We start from the raw sequence: 20,961 nt of genomic DNA, 5'->3' as shown, positions 1-20,961 counted from the left end.
CCCTGCGGCCGTGGAATACGCCGCGGCTAGCATGGGTTTCATCCGACGGAATCAACGAGAGGAAGGCGCAAACGTGCGTCACGTCATCATCATCGGATCGGGCCCGGCCGGCTACACGGCCGCTATCTACGCTGCCCGAGCCAACCTCGAGCCCCTCGTCGTCGCGAGCTCCGTCGAAGCCGGCGGCGACCTCATGAACACCACCGAGGTCGAGAACTTCCCCGGGTTCCCCGACGGCATCCAGGGTCCCGACCTCATGGCCAAGATGCAGGCGCAGGCCGAGCGTTTCGGCGCCCAGGTGCTCTACGACGACGTCGTGTCGCTCGACTTGGACGGCCCCGTCAAGACGATCACGCTCGGCAGCGGCAAGGTCGAAGAGGCCGTGTCGGTCATCTACGCCACGGGCTCGGCCTATCGCAAGCTCGGCCTCGAGGGCGAAGAGCGCCTTTCCGGGCGCGGTGTCTCGTGGTGCGCCACGTGCGACGGGTTCTTCTTCCGCGACCGCACCATCGCGGTCGTCGGCGGCGGCGACTCGGCCATGGAAGAGGCCAACTTCCTCACCAAGTTCGCGTCGAAGGTCTACGTGATCCACCGCAAGGACTCGCTGCGCGCGTCCAAGATCATGCAGGAGCGCGCTTTCGCGAACCCCAAGATCGAGTTCATCTGGAACAGCGCCGTCGATGAGATCCTCGGTGACGACGCTGTCAATGGCGTGCGTCTGCGCTCGACCATCGACGACACGACGCGTGAGCTGCCCCTCGACGGCCTGTTCGTCGCGATCGGCAACGACCCCCGCACGCACTTGGTGCACGACAAGCTGCAGCTCACCGACCAGGGCACCATCTGGGTCGACGGGCGGTCCTCGCGTACGTCCGTCCCGGGCGTCTTCGCCGCCGGCGACGTGATCGACCCCACCTATCGTCAGGCGATCACCGCCGCGGGCAGCGGCACCGTCGCCGCCCTCGACGTCGAGCACTTCCTTGCCGCCCGCGGCGAGGCCGGCGAACCCGCCGTCTCGGAGAGCCCCATCGAAGGCCTCCCCGACGTCGCGGTCGTCTGAGGAACAAATCCTCGCTCACCGGCGTTTTCACCTACTGACGCTTCCATCTAAGGAGATATGCAATGACTGCCAAGGCGACGACCTCCGCCACGTTCGAGCAGGACGTCCTGCAGGCTGACGGACCCGTGCTCGTGGACTTCTGGGCCGAGTGGTGCGGACCGTGTCGCATGGTCGCGCCCGTTCTCGACGAGATCCAGAACGAGAACGCGGGCAAGATCACGATCCTCAAGCTCAACGTCGACGAGAACCCCGATCTCGCGATGAAGTACCAGATCACCTCGATCCCCGCGATGAAGGTGTTCCAGGGTGGCGAAGTCAAGACCACGATCATCGGCGCGAAGCCCAAGTTCGCGCTCGAGCAGGACCTCGCGCCGTTCCTCGGCTGAGACTCCCGACGAAAGCCCCGATTCCTGACGGTTTCGGGGCTTTCGTCGTATCCGGGGATTCGCCGCGTAGGTCCGCGTCACGCGGCCACGAAATATCGACGACATCACGGATCTCGGATGCCGAGCCCTGGGCTCGAAACGAACGCGGATGCCGAGCCGGCTCTCCGCCGACGCCCGGGTCGGTGTCAGAGGGCGCTGAGCGCCCTCAGGATGCGTCGAGACGTACGCTCGCATCCCACCGGCGGTGCGGCTCTTCGTCGCCCAGAATGCGCCACACAGCGCGTGTCAGGGGCGGGTAATCGAGGGAGATCTGCCGGAGCACACGGTAGTTGCGCGAACGGTTCGGGCGTTGGCCCCCGTTCTCCGCGATGTTCTCCGCGCGCAGAGTGAGCACGACGAGTTCGTCGACGCTCGGCAGGTCTTCCATGAAGTCCCACGGGTCTTCACCACCGCGCAGACGCTCGTGGATGAGCACGGCCAACTCGTCGGACGCCTCCGCGCGCAGCAGCTCGAGGCTGGCGCGGCGGCGCAGGGTGTCGTCGTTCGCTGTCACCATTCCAGCGTACGTCGAGCCGCCGACGCCGAGGCCCGCGATCAGATCCCCCGACCCGATACGGTACGGAGACCCCTGGCGATTCAGCCGGTGTAGCCGTCTTCACCGAGGGTCGACAGGATGCGATTCAGATCCTGGATGGAGGCGAAATCGATGCTGATCTGGCCTTTTTTAGCGCCCAGAGACACTCGGACCTTCGTGTCGAACCGGTCACCGAGTCGATCGGCGATCTGGTCCAGTCCCGCCTGACGGGTGCCGGCCGTCGGCTTCTGGCGGACGGGCACCACACCGGGCATCTTCGCGGCTGCCTCGGCGGCGCGCACCGACAAGTCCTCGTTCACGATCTTGTCCGCGAGTTTCTGCATATCGCGCGGGTCGTCGAGCGACAGGATGGCGCGAGCGTGACCCGCACTCAGGACGCCCGCGGCGACGCGCTGCTGCACGGGGACCGGCAGCTTCAGAAGACGGATGGTGTTGCTGATCTGAGGACGAGAACGTCCGATCCGCGTCGCGAGTTCCTCCTGCGTGATGCCGAAGTCTTCCAACAGCTGCTGATATGCCGACGCCTCTTCGAGGGGGTTCAGCTGAGACCGGTGGAGGTTCTCGAGAAGTGCATCACGAAGCAGATACTCGTCATCGGTCTCGCGAACGACCGCCGGGATGGTGGCGAGGCCGGCTTCACGCGACGCGCGAGTTCGGCGCTCACCCATGATGAGTTCGTACGTGCCGTCGCCCTTGTCGCGAACGACAACAGGCTGCAGCACGCCGAACTCGCGGACGGAGTGCACCAGCTCAGCGAGGTCGTCCGAATCGAAATGCGTTCGGGGCTGACGGGGATTCGGAACAATCGACGCCGGGTCGACGTGAATGAGACGTGCGCCCGGAACGGAAACGAGCTGTGCGTCGGCGCCCGACGCAGAGTCGGCCGTTGCCGACGACGACTTCTCTTTCTCGGATGCGGATGCGCCCGGGAAGAACACGTCGACGGGGCGCGCCTCCGACGGTTCGGCGGTGGGTATGAGCGCACCGATGCCACGACCAAGTCCGGTCCTCTTAGCCATCAGGAATCCTTTTCGGTGGTGTCGCGAGCGACGATTTCAACCGCGGCTTCGCGGTATGCGATGGCGCCCGCCGACTGGCCATCGTACGCGATGACCGTCTGCCCGAAGCTCGGCGCTTCGGAAACGCGAACGGAGCGGGGAATGACCGTGTCGAGCACCTCGTGAGAGAAGTGCGATCGAACCTCTTCAGCGACCTGCTGCGCGAGCCGTGTACGTCCGTCATACATGGTCAGCAGGATGGTGGACACATGGAGCTTCGGATTGAGGTGCTTCTGGATCATTTGCACGCTCCCGAGTAGTTGGCTGAGTCCTTCGAGGGCGTAGTACTCGCACTGGATGGGAATCATCACTTCGTCGGCGGCCGTGAAGGCATTGATGGTCAAAAGCCCCAGCGAAGGCGGGCAGTCGATGATCACGAAGTCGAGGTGGTTGCCCTCGATCTCGATATACTCGCGAAGAGCACCGCGTAGACGATGCTCGCGTGCAACCTGCGAGACGAGCTCGATCTCGGCACCGGCGAGATGGATGGTGCTCGGAGCGCAGAGCAGGTCAGGAGACTCGGGGCTCGTCTGAACGATGTCGAGGAGTGGAACGTCGTTGATGAGAACGTCGTAGACACTCGGGGTCTCGGCGTTGTGTGCGACACCGAGGGCCGTGGATGCGTTCCCCTGGGGATCAAGATCGATGACGAGAACGCGGGCGCCCACCGACGCGAGAGCTGCTGCCATGTTGACCGCGGTCGTGGTCTTTCCGACCCCGCCCTTCTGGTTCGACACCGTGAATACGCGGGTACGGCCCGACAGTTTGACATCGACCACCTCGAGCGCACGCCGGCGTGCGGACAGATCCGCGATCTCACGAGCAATGGGGGAGTCGTCGAGAGAAAAGGACGAAGACGCCTCACCGGATTGTTTCACGTGAAACACCTCTCACCTTCGCGAACTCGCTCAGTCTACCTGCGGCCCCTGACATCGCCTGTCCATGTGCATCGTCTTGAAGGTGTGGATGGGACGCGTGCCGGGTAGAACGACTCCCCCGCTCATGACCGTCGCCCGCGTCTCTCACCGTCGCGCGCCTCTTGGTTCACGTGGCGGTCGCCGGTCGCGGTAATCGACGTCGACACCGACCAATGCACAGACGATCGCAGGCCGTCCGTTCGGTCTCGACGTGAGCGCGGATCGTGCATCTCGGCCCCGCATCCTCCGTCCGGCGTGCTGTGCGGAAACGGCCCCACTCCTAACGGACAGGTTGGGTGTTTCACGTGAAACATCGCCGGGGTTTGCTTCCCCGGGGTAAGAGATGGGCATCCGAGTCCGATTCGCAGACCCGCATGTCATCGCGTCGGGCAGAATCTCTCTCCACGCACCTCTCGCGGGAGCGCTCCGTCGGGCACATCCACATCCCCCTCCTTTACGAACAGCGGGGGGCACTGCGGGGCGTGGTGGACCGCTCGCGGACTCCACAGTACTCAGCGCAGCTGCTGGCGCCCCCCTCCGTCCCGGACTGCCGTCGTGTCGCGCGCACCGTCCCGCAGATGGCGTGACCGCCTGTTCAGCACGTGCCCCGCCCGTTGGCAACGGTATGTCGAGGCCGAGACAGCTCGGGCGATCTGGCCCGTATCCGAGGGATCCGAGGAGCGCACCGAATCGACGCCGCAGGAGAATCGGGACCCGACTCTGCACGCGAGCGATCTCGGCGAGAGCGGCATCAGTGCGCTGTGATCCCTACATCCCTCACTCGGTTCGGAGGGACATCGTTCACCGCAGCGCGCATCCGCCTCTCAGGCTGAGTCTTCCCGCGGGGGATTCGGGCCATGTTTCACGTGAAACATCTGCGTTGCAGCAGTTGGGTGCCGGCGAGGTGTGGGGGCTGAGGCGGACGCCAGCCGCAGTGGCGATGCATTGCGTGGTTGCCGTCGTAAGCGCGCGCTCCATCTGGAGCGCCACCGACAGGCCTCGCACCCGGTGCCACGATACGGACCATTCGAACCAGGGCGAGGGGGCTCCGAAACCTGCACGTCGCCTCCGTGCCGCTCGCCGGGTATCCCGCCGCTGATCGTCAACCCGTCACGAGCCGGCACCTCCCGAATGTTTCACGTGAAACACCGTTCTTGCAGCTCAACTTGCCAACAGTGGGGTGGGTAGACGGCGATGAACGTCGCGGATGCTGGGGACGTCGCACCGCTGCCCCCATCCCTGAGGCCCAAGACATCGGGAGCATCCACCTGCAGGTCGTCGTTCGCGCGGCGCAAAGACATGCTCTACTGCAGACCGCCCTGCCGTGGGTCGCGCGACCTGCAACCGTACACCGTGGGCTGAGACAGACCTGACGTGCACAGCTCGGCATGTGCACGGTCGATTCCACACCCATCTCCCCGAGCATCATGTTTCACGTGAAACATGCGGGGCGCTCCCAAGATGACCCTCATCTTCATGAGCGGCTACGCCAGTCCATCAGTCGGTGTGCGTCACGTAGATTCGCTGAATTGTCGATCACGCGGCGGGAACTGGCACGTGCCCAACTGCGATACCAGAACCGCCCAGAGACTGTGACGACGAGCTCCACTCGCCCCCGTCGTGACTCGCCACAATCTGATCCCGGCACCACTGGCGGGGGACATCTCCCACGATCGTTAGGCGTACGCGGACCGGAGCCGCAGGAGCAATCCATAGGCCCGGAGGCCTCGAACGGTGCGCCTACCTCTAGATCGCAGAGTGTTGATTGGTGCGCGTCCACCACGCGAACCAGATGAAATCAGCCAACATTTGGCGTGCGTTGTGTCGCATATCCGTGCCATCTACCTCGCGAGACGTTTCCACAGTTGACCATCAAGACAACACGATCTGAAGCCACACATCACCGTCGGTGGTCTCAATCGTGCCGGCCTGGGGAGTTGGCAGGATCCGAGCATCGTCCCGGGTGCATCACGCCCTTCGGGATCTGGTTGCCCCTTCGACCCTGCGTGCTCGGAGCAGTTCACAATGTTTCACGTGAAACGGTGACGGTTCGCACGTAACGACCTCTGAGGCAGGGCCGACACGACGCCCCGAAGTCGATGGCTCGTACTCCTCGGCGAAGGAACCGCAGCGTGGCCCCAAGAGCACTGAGCCGCAAACGCTCCGACAGCTCCGCTGCGTTGTTACCCAGGGAAGAATGTTCGCTGTCGCTATACGAACGCCCACACGGCGTGACCCCTCTCCGCCGCTGTCACGCGCGGGAGCATTGTTTCTCCGCCGAACCCCAAGGAATCGACCAAATCGGCCACGGTGGGCGCTTCCTGCCAGCGAAGCCACATCGGTTCGCCCTCGGGTGGCCACCCACGATGTCCTCCGCCGAAGTGGCCTACACACGCGGGGGATAGCCACGCTGATCTCTTCCGCACCATCGCCGGGGTGCCGGACTCCACATCCCCTCCCTACTGCCAGATCCACACCCCACATGTTGCTCCGCATGCATCCGCACGCGCTCGGCCTGTATCCCGGTACGAGAACAGGCTGATGGGGAACCACGTTGCGCAGCGCGGGGGGGCTCCCACCCACGAGGGCCATTCATGGGCCTCGCTCCTCCCGCTCAACCCTTCGCATGCGAGCCGTCCGAAATCTTCGAACACCATAGTCCTAGACCCGGCGCACGACGTCTCGACGTCCCCGCGCGCTGTGCGTTCAACGGCATCGGGCACACAAGCGGGTCAGGCTCAAAGACACTCCTGTGTGAGATCCCCCGCGGCACAACCGTGCTCGACCACTGCGGCGCACGACAGCGCTCGACCAGGTGTCAGGGCTCGATACCCCGGGCGCCGATTGCTTTCCTCACCTCGCCCGTCGAGTCCGCCTCAGACGACGCGGACTCGTGCCCCCACGCCCACCGTCGAGCGAGGCAACAGACAGTGAACCGAACTGAGCCGTAGACCGATCGTCGCCGTCGCGATTCAGATTGCGAGCTCGACGCCGCTCGGGCCGCGTCATGACGACGGTGGGGTTCGGACATCGTGGAAGATGCGGAAGCGACAAGAGACCTCCGCCCCGGGACGTCGCCCGTAAGCCGTGCTCGAACGCGACGGGAATGAATGCACAGAGCGTGCAACTACCTCTCTCCGACCGCCGAAGTCGCGCAGAACGCAACTGGAGGAATGTTTCACGTGAAACGTTGTGTGAATACGCAGCTCATGAGAGTGACCCCACCCGATCGACGCGCGACCCAATGCCGGACCAGCGGCACCAAGCGCTACAGCCCTGACCAGCCCGTCGATGCCCGTCCCGCCGCTCTCAGGCACCTCCCGCATGCTCTATCGTGTGACGAGAGAGCACGACATGAGTAGCTCGTCGGCATCCGCGAACCGCGTCATGACACGCAACGCAGGGGAGCGTCGAAGCGCACCCCTGACGCGAACCCCGCAGAGAGCAAGAGTGCCCGCGGCCGGTGACCCACCCGCCGGGCAGTATCGACGGGAACTCGACGTCAGTACAGCGAGAGACTCACGTAAGCTTTCACATGTTTACATGCCCGGACTCAGCGTCCGAGGGTCGCCAGGAACACCCGCGTGGGCTCTTCCAAGACACCCTCTCCGACGATCTCCACAGCCACGTCTTGCAGCCCGTACTGTCTGATCTGTTTGGCCGCGGCCTCGATCTCGCGCCCGACGTTCGCGCCCTTGAGAAACACAAGGCGGCCGCCGGGACGCACGAGGGGAGCGGTATATGGGAGAAGAGTGCGTAGCGCGCTGACCGCCCGCGCCGTCGCCATGTCGAAGACGCGCCCACGCGCCCACTCCTCACCGCGCATGCGCTCGACGCTGACGTTGTCGAGTTCGAGATCGGCGACCTGCTCAGACAACCACGCGGTCCGGCGCTCCATCGGCTCAATGAGCGTCCACTCCACGTCGGGTCGCGCGATGGCCAACACCAGCCCAGGCAGCCCCGCTCCCGATCCGACGTCGACGGCAGCCCCATCGAAGAAGGGAGCAGCGATCACACTGTTCAGGATGTGACGCGTCCACAGGCGCGGCACCTCCAGCGGACCGATCAATCCGCGTTCCTCGCCGTGCGCAGCCAGATTCGCGGCGAACCTGCGCGCGGCATCGATACGGTCACCGAAGAGGTCCGCGGCTGCGACGGGCTCTGCCTCCAGCTGTTCCGGCATCCGCGGTTCAGCCCCGGCGCAGGACGGTGTGCCTGTCCGCACCCTCGCCGAACGACTCGGAATCGTAGCCCCGGTCGGCAGCGATGTCGTGCACGAGCTTGCGCTCGTAGCTCGACATCGCCGGCAGAGAGGCCTGCGACGCCCCCTCGACGAGACGCTCGATGGCGCGGTCGACGAGCATCTCGAGCTGACGCTGACGGGCGTCGCGTGATCCTCCGATGTCGAGGATGAGTCGCGAGAACCGGCCCGTCGCGTTCTGGACAGCGAGGCGAGTGAGCTCCTGCAGTGCCTGCACAGTATCGGGGTGCGCAATGCTCGACAGCGAATCAGCGTCGTCGGCCTCGACCGACACGTACGCGCGACCGGCGCGCACATCCATGGCGAGGTCTCCGTCGATGTCGGCGATGTCGAGCAGACCCTCGAGGTAGTCAGCGGCGATATCGCCTTCCTGCTCGAGTTGCTCTTCGGTGGCGGCGGTCTGCTCGGGGGCAATCTGATCGGACGTCGTCATCATGATCTCCGGAGGTCAGGAAGCGGGTGCGGATCCAGAACCGCCGGCGGCTCCGCCCGCAGCACCGGTGTTCTTGGTGGACTGTTGCTTCTTGGCGCGCTGCTTCCCCACGGGCTGCTGGCGCTTCGGAGCCGCAGCGCGTGCACGCTCGGCCTCGTCGAGCAGACGCTGCTGTTCGGCCTGGTACTTCTCCATCGGCACGACCTTCCCGGCCGCGTCGATGGCCTTGCCCTTGCGCGCGAGGCGCTCTTCGCGCGCCTTCGCCGCGTCGGAACCGGGAGTCGGCATCTCGCGGATGACGATGAACTGCTGCACCATCGTCCACAGGTTGCTGACGAACCAGTAGATGACGACGCCGAGCGGGAAGAAGACACCCGAGAAGATGAAGGCCAGCGGCAGGATGTACAGCATGATCTTCTGCATCTGGTACGCCTGACCGGTCTTGGCCTCCGGCGACAGGTTCTTCGAGATGATCTGCAGCTGCGTGAAGAACTGCGAGGCGATCATGAGCACGACCAGCGCCAGCAAGATGACGACGGTGACCTGACCGTCGGGCTGGCCCCAGGCCGTGACGAGGTTGACATGCATGGATGCCACGTCGAACAGGCGGGCGTCGTAGAACTCGCGCGTGAGCTCCGGCGTCAGCAGTCCCACTCCACCCTGGTTGCTGTTGGCGTGCTTCGACACGTCGTTCAGCACGCTGAAGAGCGCGAAGAAGATCGGCATCTGCACGAGCAGCGGCAGGCAGCTCGACACCGGCGTGGTGCCGTGCTTCTTGTAGAGAGCCATGGTCTCGCGGCTCATGGCCTCGCGAGAGAGCTGGTCGCGCTTGCCCCGGTACTTCTCCTGGACCTTGCGAAGCTCGGGCGCGATCTCCATCATCTTGCGCTGGCTCTTGATCTGCTTCACGAAGAGCGGGATCAGGGCGGCACGGACGATGAGGACGAGGCCCACGATCGAAAGCACCCACGTCAAACCCGCCGCCGGGGGCATTCCCATCGCCGTGAAGAGCGAGTGCCACCCCACCAGCACGAGCTCGACCGCCCATTTCAGCGGCCAGAGGATGGTCCCAATGAGATCGAATTGCACGATCAGTCCTTTCGGGCGGGCACGACGAATCCGTGCCGAGTGAGTTCGTGACGGAAGGCCCGGTGAGGACGGACGTCGTCGATGCCACCCTGAGCCCAGGGATGACACCGTGCGAGACGGGCGGCGGTGAACGCAACGCCCTTCACGAGTCCGTGCTGCTGCACGGCGCCCACCGAATAGGCGGAGCACGAGGGGTAGTACTTGCACACGTCGCCGTAGACGTGCGAGATCGTCGACCGGTACGCGTGCAACAGGGCGAGACCGGCGTTCCGGGGGAGGAGCGGAACGGATGCCAGGGCTGCCCCGGCGGTGAGCCGGCCGGAGCCCGTGGCAGATGTGGGAAGGGTCGAGGCGCTCATGCCGACGCTTTCCGTTCCAGGCACCGCACGACGTCGGCCCGGAGCGTCGCATAGTCGGTCGCCGCCGCCGAGGGGAGAACGCGGATGACGATCGAGGCGCCCCCGCGGATGGACGGGAGCGCCTCGGCGCACACCGCTTTGAGGCGGCGGCGAATGGTGTTGCGCGTGACGGCTGAGCCGACCTGACGGCTCACGATGAAGCCGAAACGCGGTGCATCGGTCTCAGCCGAGGCTCCGACGTACGTCACGGTGTGCGCTCCGGCACAACGAGAACCCCGTCGGACTGTGGCTTTGTAGTCCGATCCGCGGGTGAGTCGGTTCGGCTTCGCGAGCACCGGGTCTGTCAGGCCGAGAGCTCGGTACGGCCCTTGGCGCGACGCGCCGAGAGGATGCCGCGGCCGGCACGCGTGCGCATGCGGGCACGGAAGCCGTGCTTCTTGGCGCGGCGACGGTTGTTGGGCTGGAAGGTGCGCTTGCTCATGGGTCACTCCGGAGGTGGTGTCGCCCGATGCTCTTCTGCCGGGGACGGGGTCGGGACTGCCTTATAGGCATAAGTCAACCGACTAAGGCTACGTCGTGAGGACCGTTAACTCAAACCGAGAAGACGACCGCCCATTATCCCCAGGCGTTGTCCACAAGCGTGGCAAAGACACGCGGCCGGGTCCTACAGTGGATTTTGCTCCGCGAGAGCCGCGAACTAGCGTGGCCCCGGAAGTTATCCACAGGTTCGGCGCGACTCGTCGATCGCCCGTCGCGTCTAGATCCCGGAGGGGATATGTCTCTGCACGAAGTACCGGATGTCCCCGTCTGGTCAGCCGTGCTGGACCATCTTCTCACCGACGACCGCGTCACACCGCAGCTGCACGGCTTCCTCAATCTGGCCGTTCCGCAGGGCGTCATGGGCGGCACGCTCTACCTCGACGTCCCCAACGACCTCACCGCAGCACAGTTCAACAAGCGCATGCGCGCGCCCATCCTCGAGGCTCTCGCCCAGGTGCAGGGCAGCGACCCCGATGTCGGGACGTTCCGTGTCGTGGTCAACCCTGACATCGTCGAGTCCCACCGCGCCGGCGGCTCGGCGGGCGGCGATCGCAGTGCATCCTCGCCGACGATCGCCGTGCACTCGAACGTCATCGACCAGGCCCCGGAGCCGATCGTTCCCGCGTCGCGCAACGACACACGCCTGAACCCCAAGTACACCTTCGACAACTTCGTCATCGGCCAGTCCAACCGTTTCGCCCATGCGGCGGCTGTGGCTGTGGCCGAAGCACCGGCCAAGGCGTACAACCCGTTGTTCATCTACGGCGACTCCGGTCTCGGCAAGACACACCTCCTCCACGCCATCGGCGACTACGCCGCGAGCATGTACGCCGGCATCCGCGTGCGGTACGTCTCGAGCGAGGAGTTCACCAACGACTTCATCAACTCGATCGCGAACAACCGCGGCTCGGCATTCCAGGCGCGCTATCGCGACGTGGACATCCTCCTGATCGACGACATCCAGTTCCTGCAGGGCCGCGCCGAGACCCAGGAAGCCTTCTTCCACACCTTCAACACCCTGCACGATCACGACAAGCAGGTCGTGATCACCAGTGATCTGCCGCCGAAGCAGCTGACGGGTTTCGAAGACCGCATGCGCAGCCGCTTCGAGTGGGGTCTGATCACCGACGTCCAGGCGCCCGACCTCGAAACCCGTATCGCGATCCTCCGCAAGAAGGCGCAGAGCGAGCGACTGCTGATCCCCGATGATGTGCTCGAGTACATCGCGACGGTCGTGTCGTCGAACATCCGCGAGCTCGAGGGCGCGCTCATCCGGGTGTCGGCATTCGCCAGCCTCAACCGGTCGACCCTCGACATGTCGCTCGCGCAGACCGTTCTGCGCGACATCATCGACCAGGACGACGCCAACGTCATCTCACCGACCGACATCATCACGGCGACGGCACAGTACTTCAAGCTGTCGGTCGACGACCTCTACGGTTCCAGCCGCTCGCAGGCGGTCGCAACGGCGCGCCAGATCGCCATGTATCTCTGCCGTGAGCGCACGAGCCTCTCGCTACCGAAGATCGGGCAGCTCTTCGGCAACCGAGATCACACGACGGTCATGTACGCCTACAAGAAGATCAGCGACCTGATGAAGGAACGCAGGTCGATCTTCAACCAGGTCTCGGAGATCACGAGCCAGCTCGGTCGCATGCGCTGAGTGCCATTCTCCCGGAGGGGTCCGTCCACGATCGTGGATCGGACCCCTCCGTCTTTTTCGCCCGCTGATCAGGCCTACAAGCCCGGAGGAGTGGCGTTTCGCCCAAGGTTCTTCACAGTGTGGAAAACCTGTGGATAACTCGACTTTCCTGCGGATGACGTGTGCACGATTGCCTTAACCCTGTGGATGGGCACCCCTCGCCCGATGACCCCACCACTGTTAACAGCACAGGCTCTCCGCACTCCGTCCACAAGGCCGAGACCCCTCTTCCCCTGCTGTTAACAAGCGTGTCGGGAGTTATCCACAGAGTCCACAGCGGTTAACAAGATGAAGACTCCATCTCTTGGTTAAGGCAGATTCGATGACCTTGCCGTCGCGGCAGAGCTCGGCATGCCCGTCGCAGAGGGGGCACTAGCATGGGAAAGCCATACCCGCCGTCAAGGGAGCACCCGTGAAGTTCCACGTCAATCGCGATGTGTTCAGCGAAGCCGTCTCGTTCGTGGTCAAGCTCCTGCCGCAGCGCAATCCGCAGCCGATCCTGGCCGGTGTGCTCATCGAAGCCGGCGAGCAGGGCCTCACCCTCGCCGCGTTCGACTACGAAGCCTCCGCACGCACGACGATCGAGGCCACCGTCGACGAACCGGGCACGATCCTCGTCCACGGCCGCCTGCTCAGCGACATTGCGAGCCGTCTCCCGAACGCTCCGATCCAGATCACCGTCGACGACGACGGAGGGATCCTGCTCACCTGCGGCTCGGCACGATTCACCCTCGCCTCCATGCCGGTCCAGGAATACCCCGCGATCCCCGAGGTCTCCGGGGAGTCGGGCCTCGTCCCCGCCGACGAGTTCGCCACGGCCATCGCCCAGGTCGCCTTCGCGGCTTCGCGCGACGACGTGACCCCGGTGCTCACCGGTGTGCAGCTCGAGGTCACCGGTACGCAGCTCAGCCTCGTCGCCACCGACCGCTACCGCGTGGCCCTTCGTGAAATTCCGTGGGACGGCGGTGCCGCGGCATCCGATGAGCCGACGTCGGCCCTGGTGCCCGCGCGCACCCTGCAGGAGGTCGGCAAGACCTTCGCACACGGCGGCGACATCTCGATCGCCTTCTCGGGCTCCGGCGACCGCGAGATCATCGCCTTCTCGGCGGGAAACAAGACGGTGACGTCGCTGCTCATCAAGGGCAACTTCCCGCCTGTTCGTCGACTTTTCCCGGCCCAGACCGAGCACCACAGCGTCGTGAACACCGCCGATCTCGCTGAGGCGGTCCGCCGCGTCGCGCTCGTGCTCGATCGGTCGGCGCCGTTGCGGTTCACATTCGGCCCCGATGGCGTCTCCATGGATGCGTCCGGCACCGAGCAGGCGCGGGCGACCGAGTCCGTGGACGCGACGCTCGTGGGCGACGAAGTCACCCTGGGGCTCAACCCGCAGTACCTCCTCGAGTCGCTCGGCGCGGTGCGAAGCGAGTTCGCCCGCATCACGTTCACTTCGAGCGACAACGCCAACAAGCTCAGCCCGGTTCTGGTCACCCCCCAGACGTCGATCGACAAGGGCGGCGAGGGCTCGTTCAAGTACCTGCTGCAGCCCAACCTGCTGCTGCGCTGAGCCAGGCGCGCCCAAGCCGTGTCGGAGGGGGCGGGTAGTCTGACCCGGTGATCGTGGAGCAGCTCGGACTGAAGGACTTCCGCAATTACGCGGAAGCCGATGTCTCGCTCTCCCCCGGCGCGAACGTCTTCATCGGTCGCAACGGTCAAGGCAAGACCAACCTCGTCGAAGCCGTCGCCTACCTGGCCACCCTCGGCTCGCACCGGGTTTCCAATGATGCTCCGCTCGTGCGCGACGGGACGGATGCCGCGATCGTTCGCGCACGGCTCGCCCACGGTGAGCGCACGGTCCTGCTCGAGCTGCAGCTCAATCGGCAGGGGGCGAACAAGGCCCGGGTCAACGGCGTGAATGTCCGCACCTCCGAACTCCCGCGTTACGCGCAGGTCGTTCTGTTCGCTCCCGAAGACCTCCAGATCGTCCGCGGCGATCCGTCGGCTCGTCGACGCTTCGCCGACCAGCTGATCGTGCAGCGCACGCCGCGCATGGCGGCGGTGCTCGGGGACTACGACCGCGTCCTGCGTCAGCGCAGCGCACTTCTGAAGTCCGCCAGGGCGCGAGGGCTGCGCGGCGACGCGCTCAGCACGCTGGATGTGTGGGACGACAAACTCATCACCCTCGGCTCGGAGGTGATCGAGGCGCGTCTGGCTTTGGCATCCGATCTCTCCGAACCCATCGCCCACTCCTACGCCGCGATCGCGGGCGCCGATCACGAACCGCGCTTGTCGTGGGCGCTGTCGGTGGGCGGGGGGGACCCCGAGGAGGGGAGCCCTGCGTCCGCGGACCGCACGTCGGGGCCTCTCGCCGAGCAGTTCCGTGCGGCCTTGGTCGCCCGGCGCTCCGCGGAGCTCGAGCGCGGGCTCACGCTGGTCGGTCCCCATCGCGACGATCTCGTCCTGCAGGTGCGCGGCCTCCCCGTGAGGGGATACGCCTCGCACGGAGAGTCGTGGTCGGTCGCCTTGGCGTTGCGGTTGGCATCCGCAGAACTCCTCCGCGCAGAGTCGAGGCTGGGGGATCCGGTGCTCATCCTCGACGACGTGTTCGCCGAGCTCGACGCCGGCCGCCGAACCCGCCTCGCCGAACTCGCGGACGGCTACGAGCAGGTCATCGTCACCGCCGCCGTCGAAGATGACGTGCCCGACGCCCTCCGGGCGCATGTGGTTCGAGTCGACGCCGGCCGCATCACGGAGGCCGGCGATGAGTGACGAACCCGAACTGCCCGAGACGATGTCGACGTACCTGCGGCTGCGGGGACTCGAGCCGACGCCCTATCGGAAGAAGAAGCGCCGGCGGCGTGCGGATGACGGGGAGAACGCCCCCTTCACACCCGGGCGCGACCCGCGCGGTCTCGGCGACGTCCTGTCTGCGCTCACCCATTCGGCCGGGTGGGAGGCTCAGCTGTCGCGCGAGGACCTCGTGCGCACGTGGGACGAAGTCGCGGGAGCCGACACTGCCGCACACACCCGCCCGGTGGCCCTGGATGCCGGCACGCTCACTGTCCAGGCCGACTCCACCGCGTGGGCGAAACAGCTTCAGCTCATGCGCGCGCACATCCTGTCGGAGGTCCTCAGACGTTTCCCCGAAGCGGGGGTCGAAGCGATCCGCTTCGTAGGGCCGGACGTCCCCTCCTGGAAATGGGGGCCCAGAGCCGTTCCAGGCCGCGGTCCGCGCGATACCTACGGCTAGGTCACGGTCGATCCCGACCCGACGCGATTTATCCCCGCGTAGGGGCGTACACGCCATTTCGAGGACCGTCGCGCGGTAAGATGGAGACTCCGACGAATCAATCTGGAGCGCGTTCACTCATGACGTCCGAAAACCCCGACAGCGTTTCCGAGGAACCCGAAGCGACCACCCCCGCGAAGGTTCCCAACGAGTACGGGGCAGACGAAATCCAGGTGCTCGAGGGGCTCGAGGCCGTTCGCAAGCGCCCCGGCATGTACATCGGGTCCACCGGTGAGCGCGGACTTCACCACCTCGTGCAAGAGATCGTCGACAACTCCGTCGACGAGGCCCTCGCCGGCTACTGCGACACGATCGACGTCACGATCCTCAGCGACGGTGCCGTCCGTGTGATCGACAACGGCCGTGGCATCCCTGTCGACATGCACCGTACAGAGGGCAAGTCGACCGTCGAGGTCGTGCTGACCGTCCTGCACGCCGGCGGCAAGTTCGGCGGCGGCGGCTACGCGGTGTCGGGCGGTCTGCACGGCGTCGGCTCCTCCGTCGTGAACGCCCTGTCGACGCGCCTCGAGGTCGAGGTCGAGCGTCAGGGTCACGTGTGGCGCCAGTCGTTCCGTGACGGCGGCGTGCCGCTCGCCCCCCTCGCGAAAGAGGAGGAGAGCGACAAGACGGGCACCACGATCACCTTCTGGCCGGATGCCACGATCTTCGACACCGTCGACTTCGATTACGACACGCTGCGCACGCGCTTCCAGCAGATGGCGTTCCTCAACAAGGGACTCCGCATCAGCCTGCGCGACGAGCGCCCTCAGTCGATCGTGACCGAGGGGGAGCCCGGCGAAGAGGTGACGGCGCCGCGGCACGACTCGTTCCTCTACGAGCGCGGTCTGGTCGACTACGTCGAGCACCTGAACCGCGTGCGCAAGGCCGACGTCGTCAACGACGAGATCATCGAGGTCGAGTCCGAGGACACCGATCGCAAGATCGCGCTCGAACTGGCGATGCAGTGGACCACGGCGTACACCGAGAACGTCTTCACCTACGCCAACACCATCAACACCCACGAAGGTGGAACTCACGAAGAGGGTTTCCGTGCCGCACTGACGACGCTCGTCAACCGCTACGCGCGTGCGAACAACCTCCTCAAAGAGAAGGACGACAACCTCACCGGCGACGACATCCGCGAGGGTCTGACCGCCGTCATCTCGGTCAAGCTGTCCGAGCCGCAGTTCGAGGGCCAGACCAAGACCAAGCTCGGCAACACCGAGGCTCGCGCGTACGTGCAGAAGGTCGTCGGCGACAAGCTCGGCGACTGGTTCGACCGCAATCCGGGCCAAGCGAAGAACATCATCCGTAAGGCGATCGATGCAGCGACCGCCCGCCTCGCCGCCCGCAAGGCGCGTGAGACCGCACGCCGCAAGAGCGTGTTCGAGTCGGCCGCGATGCCCGACAAGCTCAAGGACTGCACCTCGAAGGACCCCTCGATCAGCGAGATCTTCCTCGTCGAGGGTGACTCGGCCGGTGGCTCGGCGGTGCAGGGCCGCGACCCGCACACCCAGGCGATCCTGGCGTTGCGCGGCAAGATCCTCAACGTCGAGCGTGCCCGCCTCGATCGCGCCCTCGGCAACAAAGAGGTCCAGGCGATGATCCAGGCCTTCGGCACGGGTATCGGCGAGGACTTCGATATGGCCAAGGCGCGCTACCACAAGATCGTCCTCATGGCCGATGCCGATGTCGACGGCCAGCACATCACCACGCTGCTGCTGACGCTGCTGTTCCGCTATATGCGCGGACTCATCGAGGCGGGCTACGTCTACCTCGCTCAGCCGCCGCTCTATCGCCTCAAGTGGTCGAACCACCCGCACGAGTACGCCTACAGCGACCGCGAACGCGACGCGATGCTCGTCGACGGACAGGCTTCCGGACGCCGCATTCCCAAAGACAACGGCATCCAGCGCTACAAGGGTCTCGGCGAGATGAACGACCACGAGCTGTGGGAGACCACGATGGACCCCGAGACCCGCACGCTCAAGCAGGTCACGATCGATGACGCCGCCTCGGCCGACGAGATCTTCTCGGTGCTCATGGGCGAAGACGTCGAGTCGCGTCGTACGTTCATCCAGCGCAATGCCAAAGACGTCCGCTTCCTCGACATCTGATCGCGCCGACGCGACCCCACGGCACCGACAGACGACGCACGCACTACGGAACTGAGAAGACATGGCTGACGACACCACTCCCGAGCCCCCCCGAGCGCCGGAAGAAGCCGCTCACAATCACGGCAAGATCGACCAGGTCGACCTGCAGCTCGAGATGCAGCGGAGCTACCTCGACTACGCGATGAGCGTCATCGTCGGGCGCGCTCTGCCCGACGTGCGCGACGGACTCAAGCCGGTGCACCGCCGCGTGATCTACGGCATGTACGACGGCGGCTTCCGTCCCGACAAGTCGTTCTCGAAGTGCGCTCGCGTCGTCGGCGAGGTCATGGGGCACTACCACCCGCACGGTGACGCCCCCATCTACGACGCTCTCGTGCGCCTCGTCCAGCCGTGGTCGCTGCGCTACCCGCTCGCGCTGGGTCAGGGCAACTTCGGCTCCCCCGGCAACCAGGGCGCGGCCGCGCCGCGTTACACCGAGACGAAGATGGCCCCTCTCGCGCTCGAGATGGTGCGCGACATCGAAGAAGAGACGGTCGACTTCGAGGACAACTACGACGGTCAGACCCAGGAGCCGACGGTCCTGCCGGCGCGCTTCCCCAACCTGCTCGTCAACGGTTCGGTGGGCATCGCCGTCGGTATGGCGACGAACATCCCGCCGCACAACCTCCGCGAGGTCTCGTCCGGCGCGCTGTGGGCCCTGGAGAACCCGGATGCCACGCGTGAGGAACTCCTCGAGGCGCTCATGCAGCGCATCCCCGGCCCCGACTTCCCCACGCGCGCGCAGATCCTCGGAACGCGCGGCATCAAAGACGCGTACCGTACGGGTCGCGGCTCGATCACGATGCGTGCGGTGGTCAACATCGAAGAGATCCAGGGCCGCACGTGCCTGGTGATCACCGAACTCCCCTACCAGGTCAACCCCGACAACGTCGCGGTCAAGATCGGCGACCTCGCTCGCGAGGGAAAGATCACCGGCGTCGCCGACATCCGCGACGAGAGCTCCGGTCGTACCGGTCAGCGCCTGGTCGTCGTGCTCAAGCGCGACGCCGTGGCCAAGGTCGTGCTGAACAACCTCTACAAGCACACCCAGCTGCAGGAGAACTTCGGCGCCAACATGCTGGCGATCGTCGACGGTGTGCCCCGCACGCTGTCACTCGACGGCTTCATCAGCCTGTGGATCGACCACCAGGTCGAGGTCATCGTCCGCCGCACGCGGTACCGCCTGCGCAAGGCCGAAGAGCGCATGCACATCCTGCGCGGCTACCTCAAGGCGCTCGACGCTCTCGACGACGTCATCGCGCTCATCCGTCGCTCGCCGACGGCCCAGGATGCCAACGAGGGTCTGCAGACGCTCCTCGACATCGACGACATCCAGGCGCAGGCCATCCTCGACATGCAGCTGCGGCGTCTGGCGGCACTGGAGCGCCAGAAGATCGTCGACGAGGCGACCGAGCTCGAGGCGCGGATCGCCGACTATAACGACATCCTCGCCACCCCCGGCCGTCAGCGCACCATCATCCGCGACGAGCTCACGGCGATCACCGACCGGTTCGGCGACGACCGTCGCACCGAGATCCTGCACGGCTTCGACGGCGACGTCTCGATCGAAGACCTCATCGCCGAAGAGGAGATGGTCGTCACCGTCACGCGTGACGGGTACATCAAGCGCACGCGCAGCGACAACTACCGGTCGCAGCATCGCGGCGGCAAGGGCGTGAAGGGTGCGCAGCTGCGCGCCGACGACGTCGTCGAGCACTTCTTCGTCACCACCACGCACCATTGGCTGCTGTTCTTCACCAACAAGGGCCGCGTCTACCGTTCCAAGGCTTACGAGGTTCCCGAAGCCGGACGGGATGCCAAGGGCCAGCACGTCGCGAACCTGCTGGCGCTGCAGCCCGATGAGGAGATCGCCCAGATCCTCGACATCCGCGACTACGAGGTCTCGACCTACCTGGTCCTCGCCACGCGCGCCGGCCTGGTCAAGAAGACGCGTCTGTCCGAGTACGACACCAACCGTCAGGGCGGCGTGATCGCCATCAAGCTCCGCGGTCAGGTCTCGGAAGACGGAGACGAAACCGAGCAGGGCGGCGCCGACGAGCTGGTCAGCGCGATGCTGGTCGACGAGGGCGACGACATCCTCCTCATCAGCCGCCTGGGAATGTCGCTGCGCTTCTCCGCCACCGACAGCGCGCTGCGACCCATGGGTCGGTCCACCTCGGGCGTGAAGGGCATGGACTTCCGCGAGGGAGACAGTCTGCTCTCGGCATCCGTCGCCAAGGATGACGAATTCGTCTTCGTGGTGACCGAGGGCGGCTACGCCAAGCGCACCGCTGTCACCGAGTACCGCATGCAGAACCGCGGCGGACTGGGTATCAAGGTGGCGCGTCTGACCGATGATCGCGGTGTCCTCGCGGGCGGGATGATGGTGTCCGAGGGCGACGAGGTCCTCGTGGTTCTTGCCAGCGGCAAGGTGGTACGCTCCTCCGTGGCCGAGGTGCCCGCCAAGGGACGCGACACGATGGGTGTCGTATTCGCCCGGGCCGGTGGCGACGATCGCATCATCGCGATCGCCCGCAACGCCGAGCGGAACCTGGCCGAGACGACGGAGACGACCACGGAGCCCCCCGCATCCCCTGCGGATGAGGCCGACGCCTCCGCTCCCGAGACCCCTGAGGAAAGTACTGACGCATGAGCACGGTAGCTGACAAGCTTGCGAAGAAGTCGACTCACAAGACCCCGGCCAAGCAGGTGCGACTGCGCCTGGTCTACATCGACTTCTGGTCGGCCGTGAAGCTGTCGTTCCTCGCCGCGGTGGCCCTGGCCATCGTCACCGTGGTCTCGTACTTCCTGCTGTACCTGGTCGTCGCGGCAACCCTCCTGCCGCGGCTCGACGAGTTCTTCACCAGCTTCACCGACGGTGGCGCAACGCTGTCGCAGTACGTCGGACTGCCCCAGGTGATGGCGTTCGCGGCGATCATCGCCATCCTGAACCTCGTCGTCGTGACGGTACTCGGTGCCGTCACTGCGGGGATCTACAACCTCGCGGTGAAGGTGACGGGCGGCCTGCTCGTCGGGTTCACCTCGAACTGACGTCGATTCGTGAAAACCTCGGGATTCCGGTAAAGTCTTCGAGGTTGACGTGATCACGTCAGCGAGAC

Annotated in this window: 18 protein-coding genes; 9 read left to right on the top strand and 9 right to left on the bottom strand. The window is 65.5% G+C overall.

The features are described 5' to 3' along the window. The first annotated feature begins 73 nt into the window (after positions 1-73). Both trxB and trxA read left to right on the top strand, forming a co-directional pair. Entirely contained in the window at positions 74-1,060 is a 987-nt protein-coding gene (trxB, locus tag FHS07_RS06240; RefSeq protein WP_183418966.1) for a thioredoxin-disulfide reductase, read from the top strand. A 62-nt stretch (positions 1,061-1,122) separates the two neighbouring features. Then, on the top strand, positions 1,123-1,446 hold the full coding sequence (gene trxA, locus FHS07_RS06235) for a thioredoxin (protein WP_183418965.1): 324 nt from the start codon (positions 1,123-1,125) through the stop codon (positions 1,444-1,446). Between the two features lie 205 nt (positions 1,447-1,651). Here the strand turns inward: trxA and FHS07_RS06230 are convergent, their stop codons facing one another. The 9 genes from FHS07_RS06230 to rpmH all read right to left on the bottom strand — a co-directional run bounded on the left by FHS07_RS06230 (position 1,652) and on the right by rpmH (position 10,639). After that, positions 1,652-1,999 carry a tryptophan synthase subunit alpha gene (locus tag FHS07_RS06230; protein ID WP_425488142.1) on the bottom strand — a complete coding sequence of 116 codons (348 nt, stop codon included), beginning with the start codon at positions 1,997-1,999 and terminating at the stop codon, positions 1,652-1,654. Between the two features lie 83 nt (positions 2,000-2,082). Then, entirely contained in the window at positions 2,083-3,060 is a 978-nt protein-coding gene (locus FHS07_RS06225) for a ParB/RepB/Spo0J family partition protein (protein ID WP_183418963.1), read from the bottom strand. Continuing rightward, positions 3,060-3,986, bottom strand: a complete 927-nt coding sequence (locus FHS07_RS06220; RefSeq protein ID WP_343054621.1) for a ParA family protein — start codon at positions 3,984-3,986, stop codon at positions 3,060-3,062. Before FHS07_RS06220 ends, FHS07_RS06225 begins: the two co-directional genes overlap by 1 nt. Positions 3,987-7,569: 3,583 nt before the next feature. Continuing rightward, the gene (gene rsmG, locus FHS07_RS06215) at positions 7,570-8,199 is read right to left on the bottom strand and encodes a 16S rRNA (guanine(527)-N(7))-methyltransferase RsmG (RefSeq protein WP_183418962.1); all 630 of its coding nucleotides are present in this window, start codon (positions 8,197-8,199) and stop codon (positions 7,570-7,572) included. Positions 8,200-8,206: 7 nt separating this feature from the next. Further along, the gene (locus FHS07_RS06210; RefSeq protein ID WP_183418961.1) at positions 8,207-8,713 is read right to left on the bottom strand and encodes a Jag family protein; all 507 of its coding nucleotides are present in this window, start codon (positions 8,711-8,713) and stop codon (positions 8,207-8,209) included. A gap of 12 nt (positions 8,714-8,725) precedes the next feature. After that, positions 8,726-9,802 carry a membrane protein insertase YidC gene (gene yidC, locus FHS07_RS06205; protein ID WP_425488145.1) on the bottom strand — a complete coding sequence of 359 codons (1,077 nt, stop codon included), beginning with the start codon at positions 9,800-9,802 and terminating at the stop codon, positions 8,726-8,728. Then, positions 9,802-10,158, bottom strand: coding sequence for a membrane protein insertion efficiency factor YidD (yidD, locus tag FHS07_RS06200; RefSeq protein ID WP_183418959.1), 357 nt, complete (start codon positions 10,156-10,158; stop codon positions 9,802-9,804). The genes yidC and yidD overlap by 1 nt, the downstream gene beginning before the upstream one ends. Beyond that, positions 10,155-10,493: a ribonuclease P protein component gene (gene rnpA / locus FHS07_RS06195; RefSeq protein WP_183418958.1), complete on the bottom strand. Its 339-nt coding sequence runs from the start codon at positions 10,491-10,493 to the stop codon at positions 10,155-10,157. Before rnpA ends, yidD begins: the two co-directional genes overlap by 4 nt. Positions 10,494-10,501: 8 nt before the next feature. Further along, a complete protein-coding gene (rpmH, locus tag FHS07_RS06190) occupies positions 10,502-10,639 on the bottom strand; it encodes a 50S ribosomal protein L34 (RefSeq protein ID WP_055952712.1) in 138 nt (45 codons plus the stop codon). A gap of 294 nt (positions 10,640-10,933) precedes the next feature. Here rpmH and dnaA point away from each other — a divergent pair, with 294 nt between their 5' ends. From dnaA to FHS07_RS06155, 7 genes are all read left to right on the top strand, one after another. After that, positions 10,934-12,361: a chromosomal replication initiator protein DnaA gene (dnaA, locus tag FHS07_RS06185; RefSeq protein ID WP_183418957.1), complete on the top strand. Its 1,428-nt coding sequence runs from the start codon at positions 10,934-10,936 to the stop codon at positions 12,359-12,361. Positions 12,362-12,812: 451 nt separating this feature from the next. Next, a complete protein-coding gene (gene dnaN / locus FHS07_RS06180; protein WP_183418956.1) occupies positions 12,813-13,964 on the top strand; it encodes a DNA polymerase III subunit beta in 1,152 nt (383 codons plus the stop codon). Positions 13,965-14,011: 47 nt separating this feature from the next. Next, positions 14,012-15,166, top strand: a complete 1,155-nt coding sequence (gene recF, locus FHS07_RS06175; protein ID WP_183418955.1) for a DNA replication/repair protein RecF — start codon at positions 14,012-14,014, stop codon at positions 15,164-15,166. Continuing rightward, positions 15,159-15,647 (top strand): DciA family protein, encoded by a 489-nt coding sequence (locus FHS07_RS06170; RefSeq protein WP_183418954.1) that lies wholly within the window; start codon positions 15,159-15,161, stop codon positions 15,645-15,647. Before recF ends, FHS07_RS06170 begins: the two co-directional genes overlap by 8 nt. Positions 15,648-15,766: 119 nt before the next feature. Continuing rightward, a complete protein-coding gene (gyrB, locus tag FHS07_RS06165) occupies positions 15,767-17,803 on the top strand; it encodes a DNA topoisomerase (ATP-hydrolyzing) subunit B (RefSeq protein ID WP_183418953.1) in 2,037 nt (678 codons plus the stop codon). Between the two features lie 61 nt (positions 17,804-17,864). Next, positions 17,865-20,495 (top strand): DNA gyrase subunit A, encoded by a 2,631-nt coding sequence (gene gyrA, locus FHS07_RS06160; RefSeq protein ID WP_183418952.1) that lies wholly within the window; start codon positions 17,865-17,867, stop codon positions 20,493-20,495. After that, positions 20,492-20,893 carry a DUF3566 domain-containing protein gene (locus FHS07_RS06155; protein ID WP_183418951.1) on the top strand — a complete coding sequence of 134 codons (402 nt, stop codon included), beginning with the start codon at positions 20,492-20,494 and terminating at the stop codon, positions 20,891-20,893. The genes gyrA and FHS07_RS06155 overlap by 4 nt, the downstream gene beginning before the upstream one ends. Positions 20,894-20,961: the final 68 nt, after the last annotated feature.

This window comes from Microbacterium proteolyticum, from assembly GCF_014192415.1.
Lineage (GTDB): Bacteria > Actinomycetota > Actinomycetes > Actinomycetales > Microbacteriaceae > Microbacterium > Microbacterium proteolyticum.
This window is presented reverse-complemented; position numbering and strand designations above follow the sequence as displayed.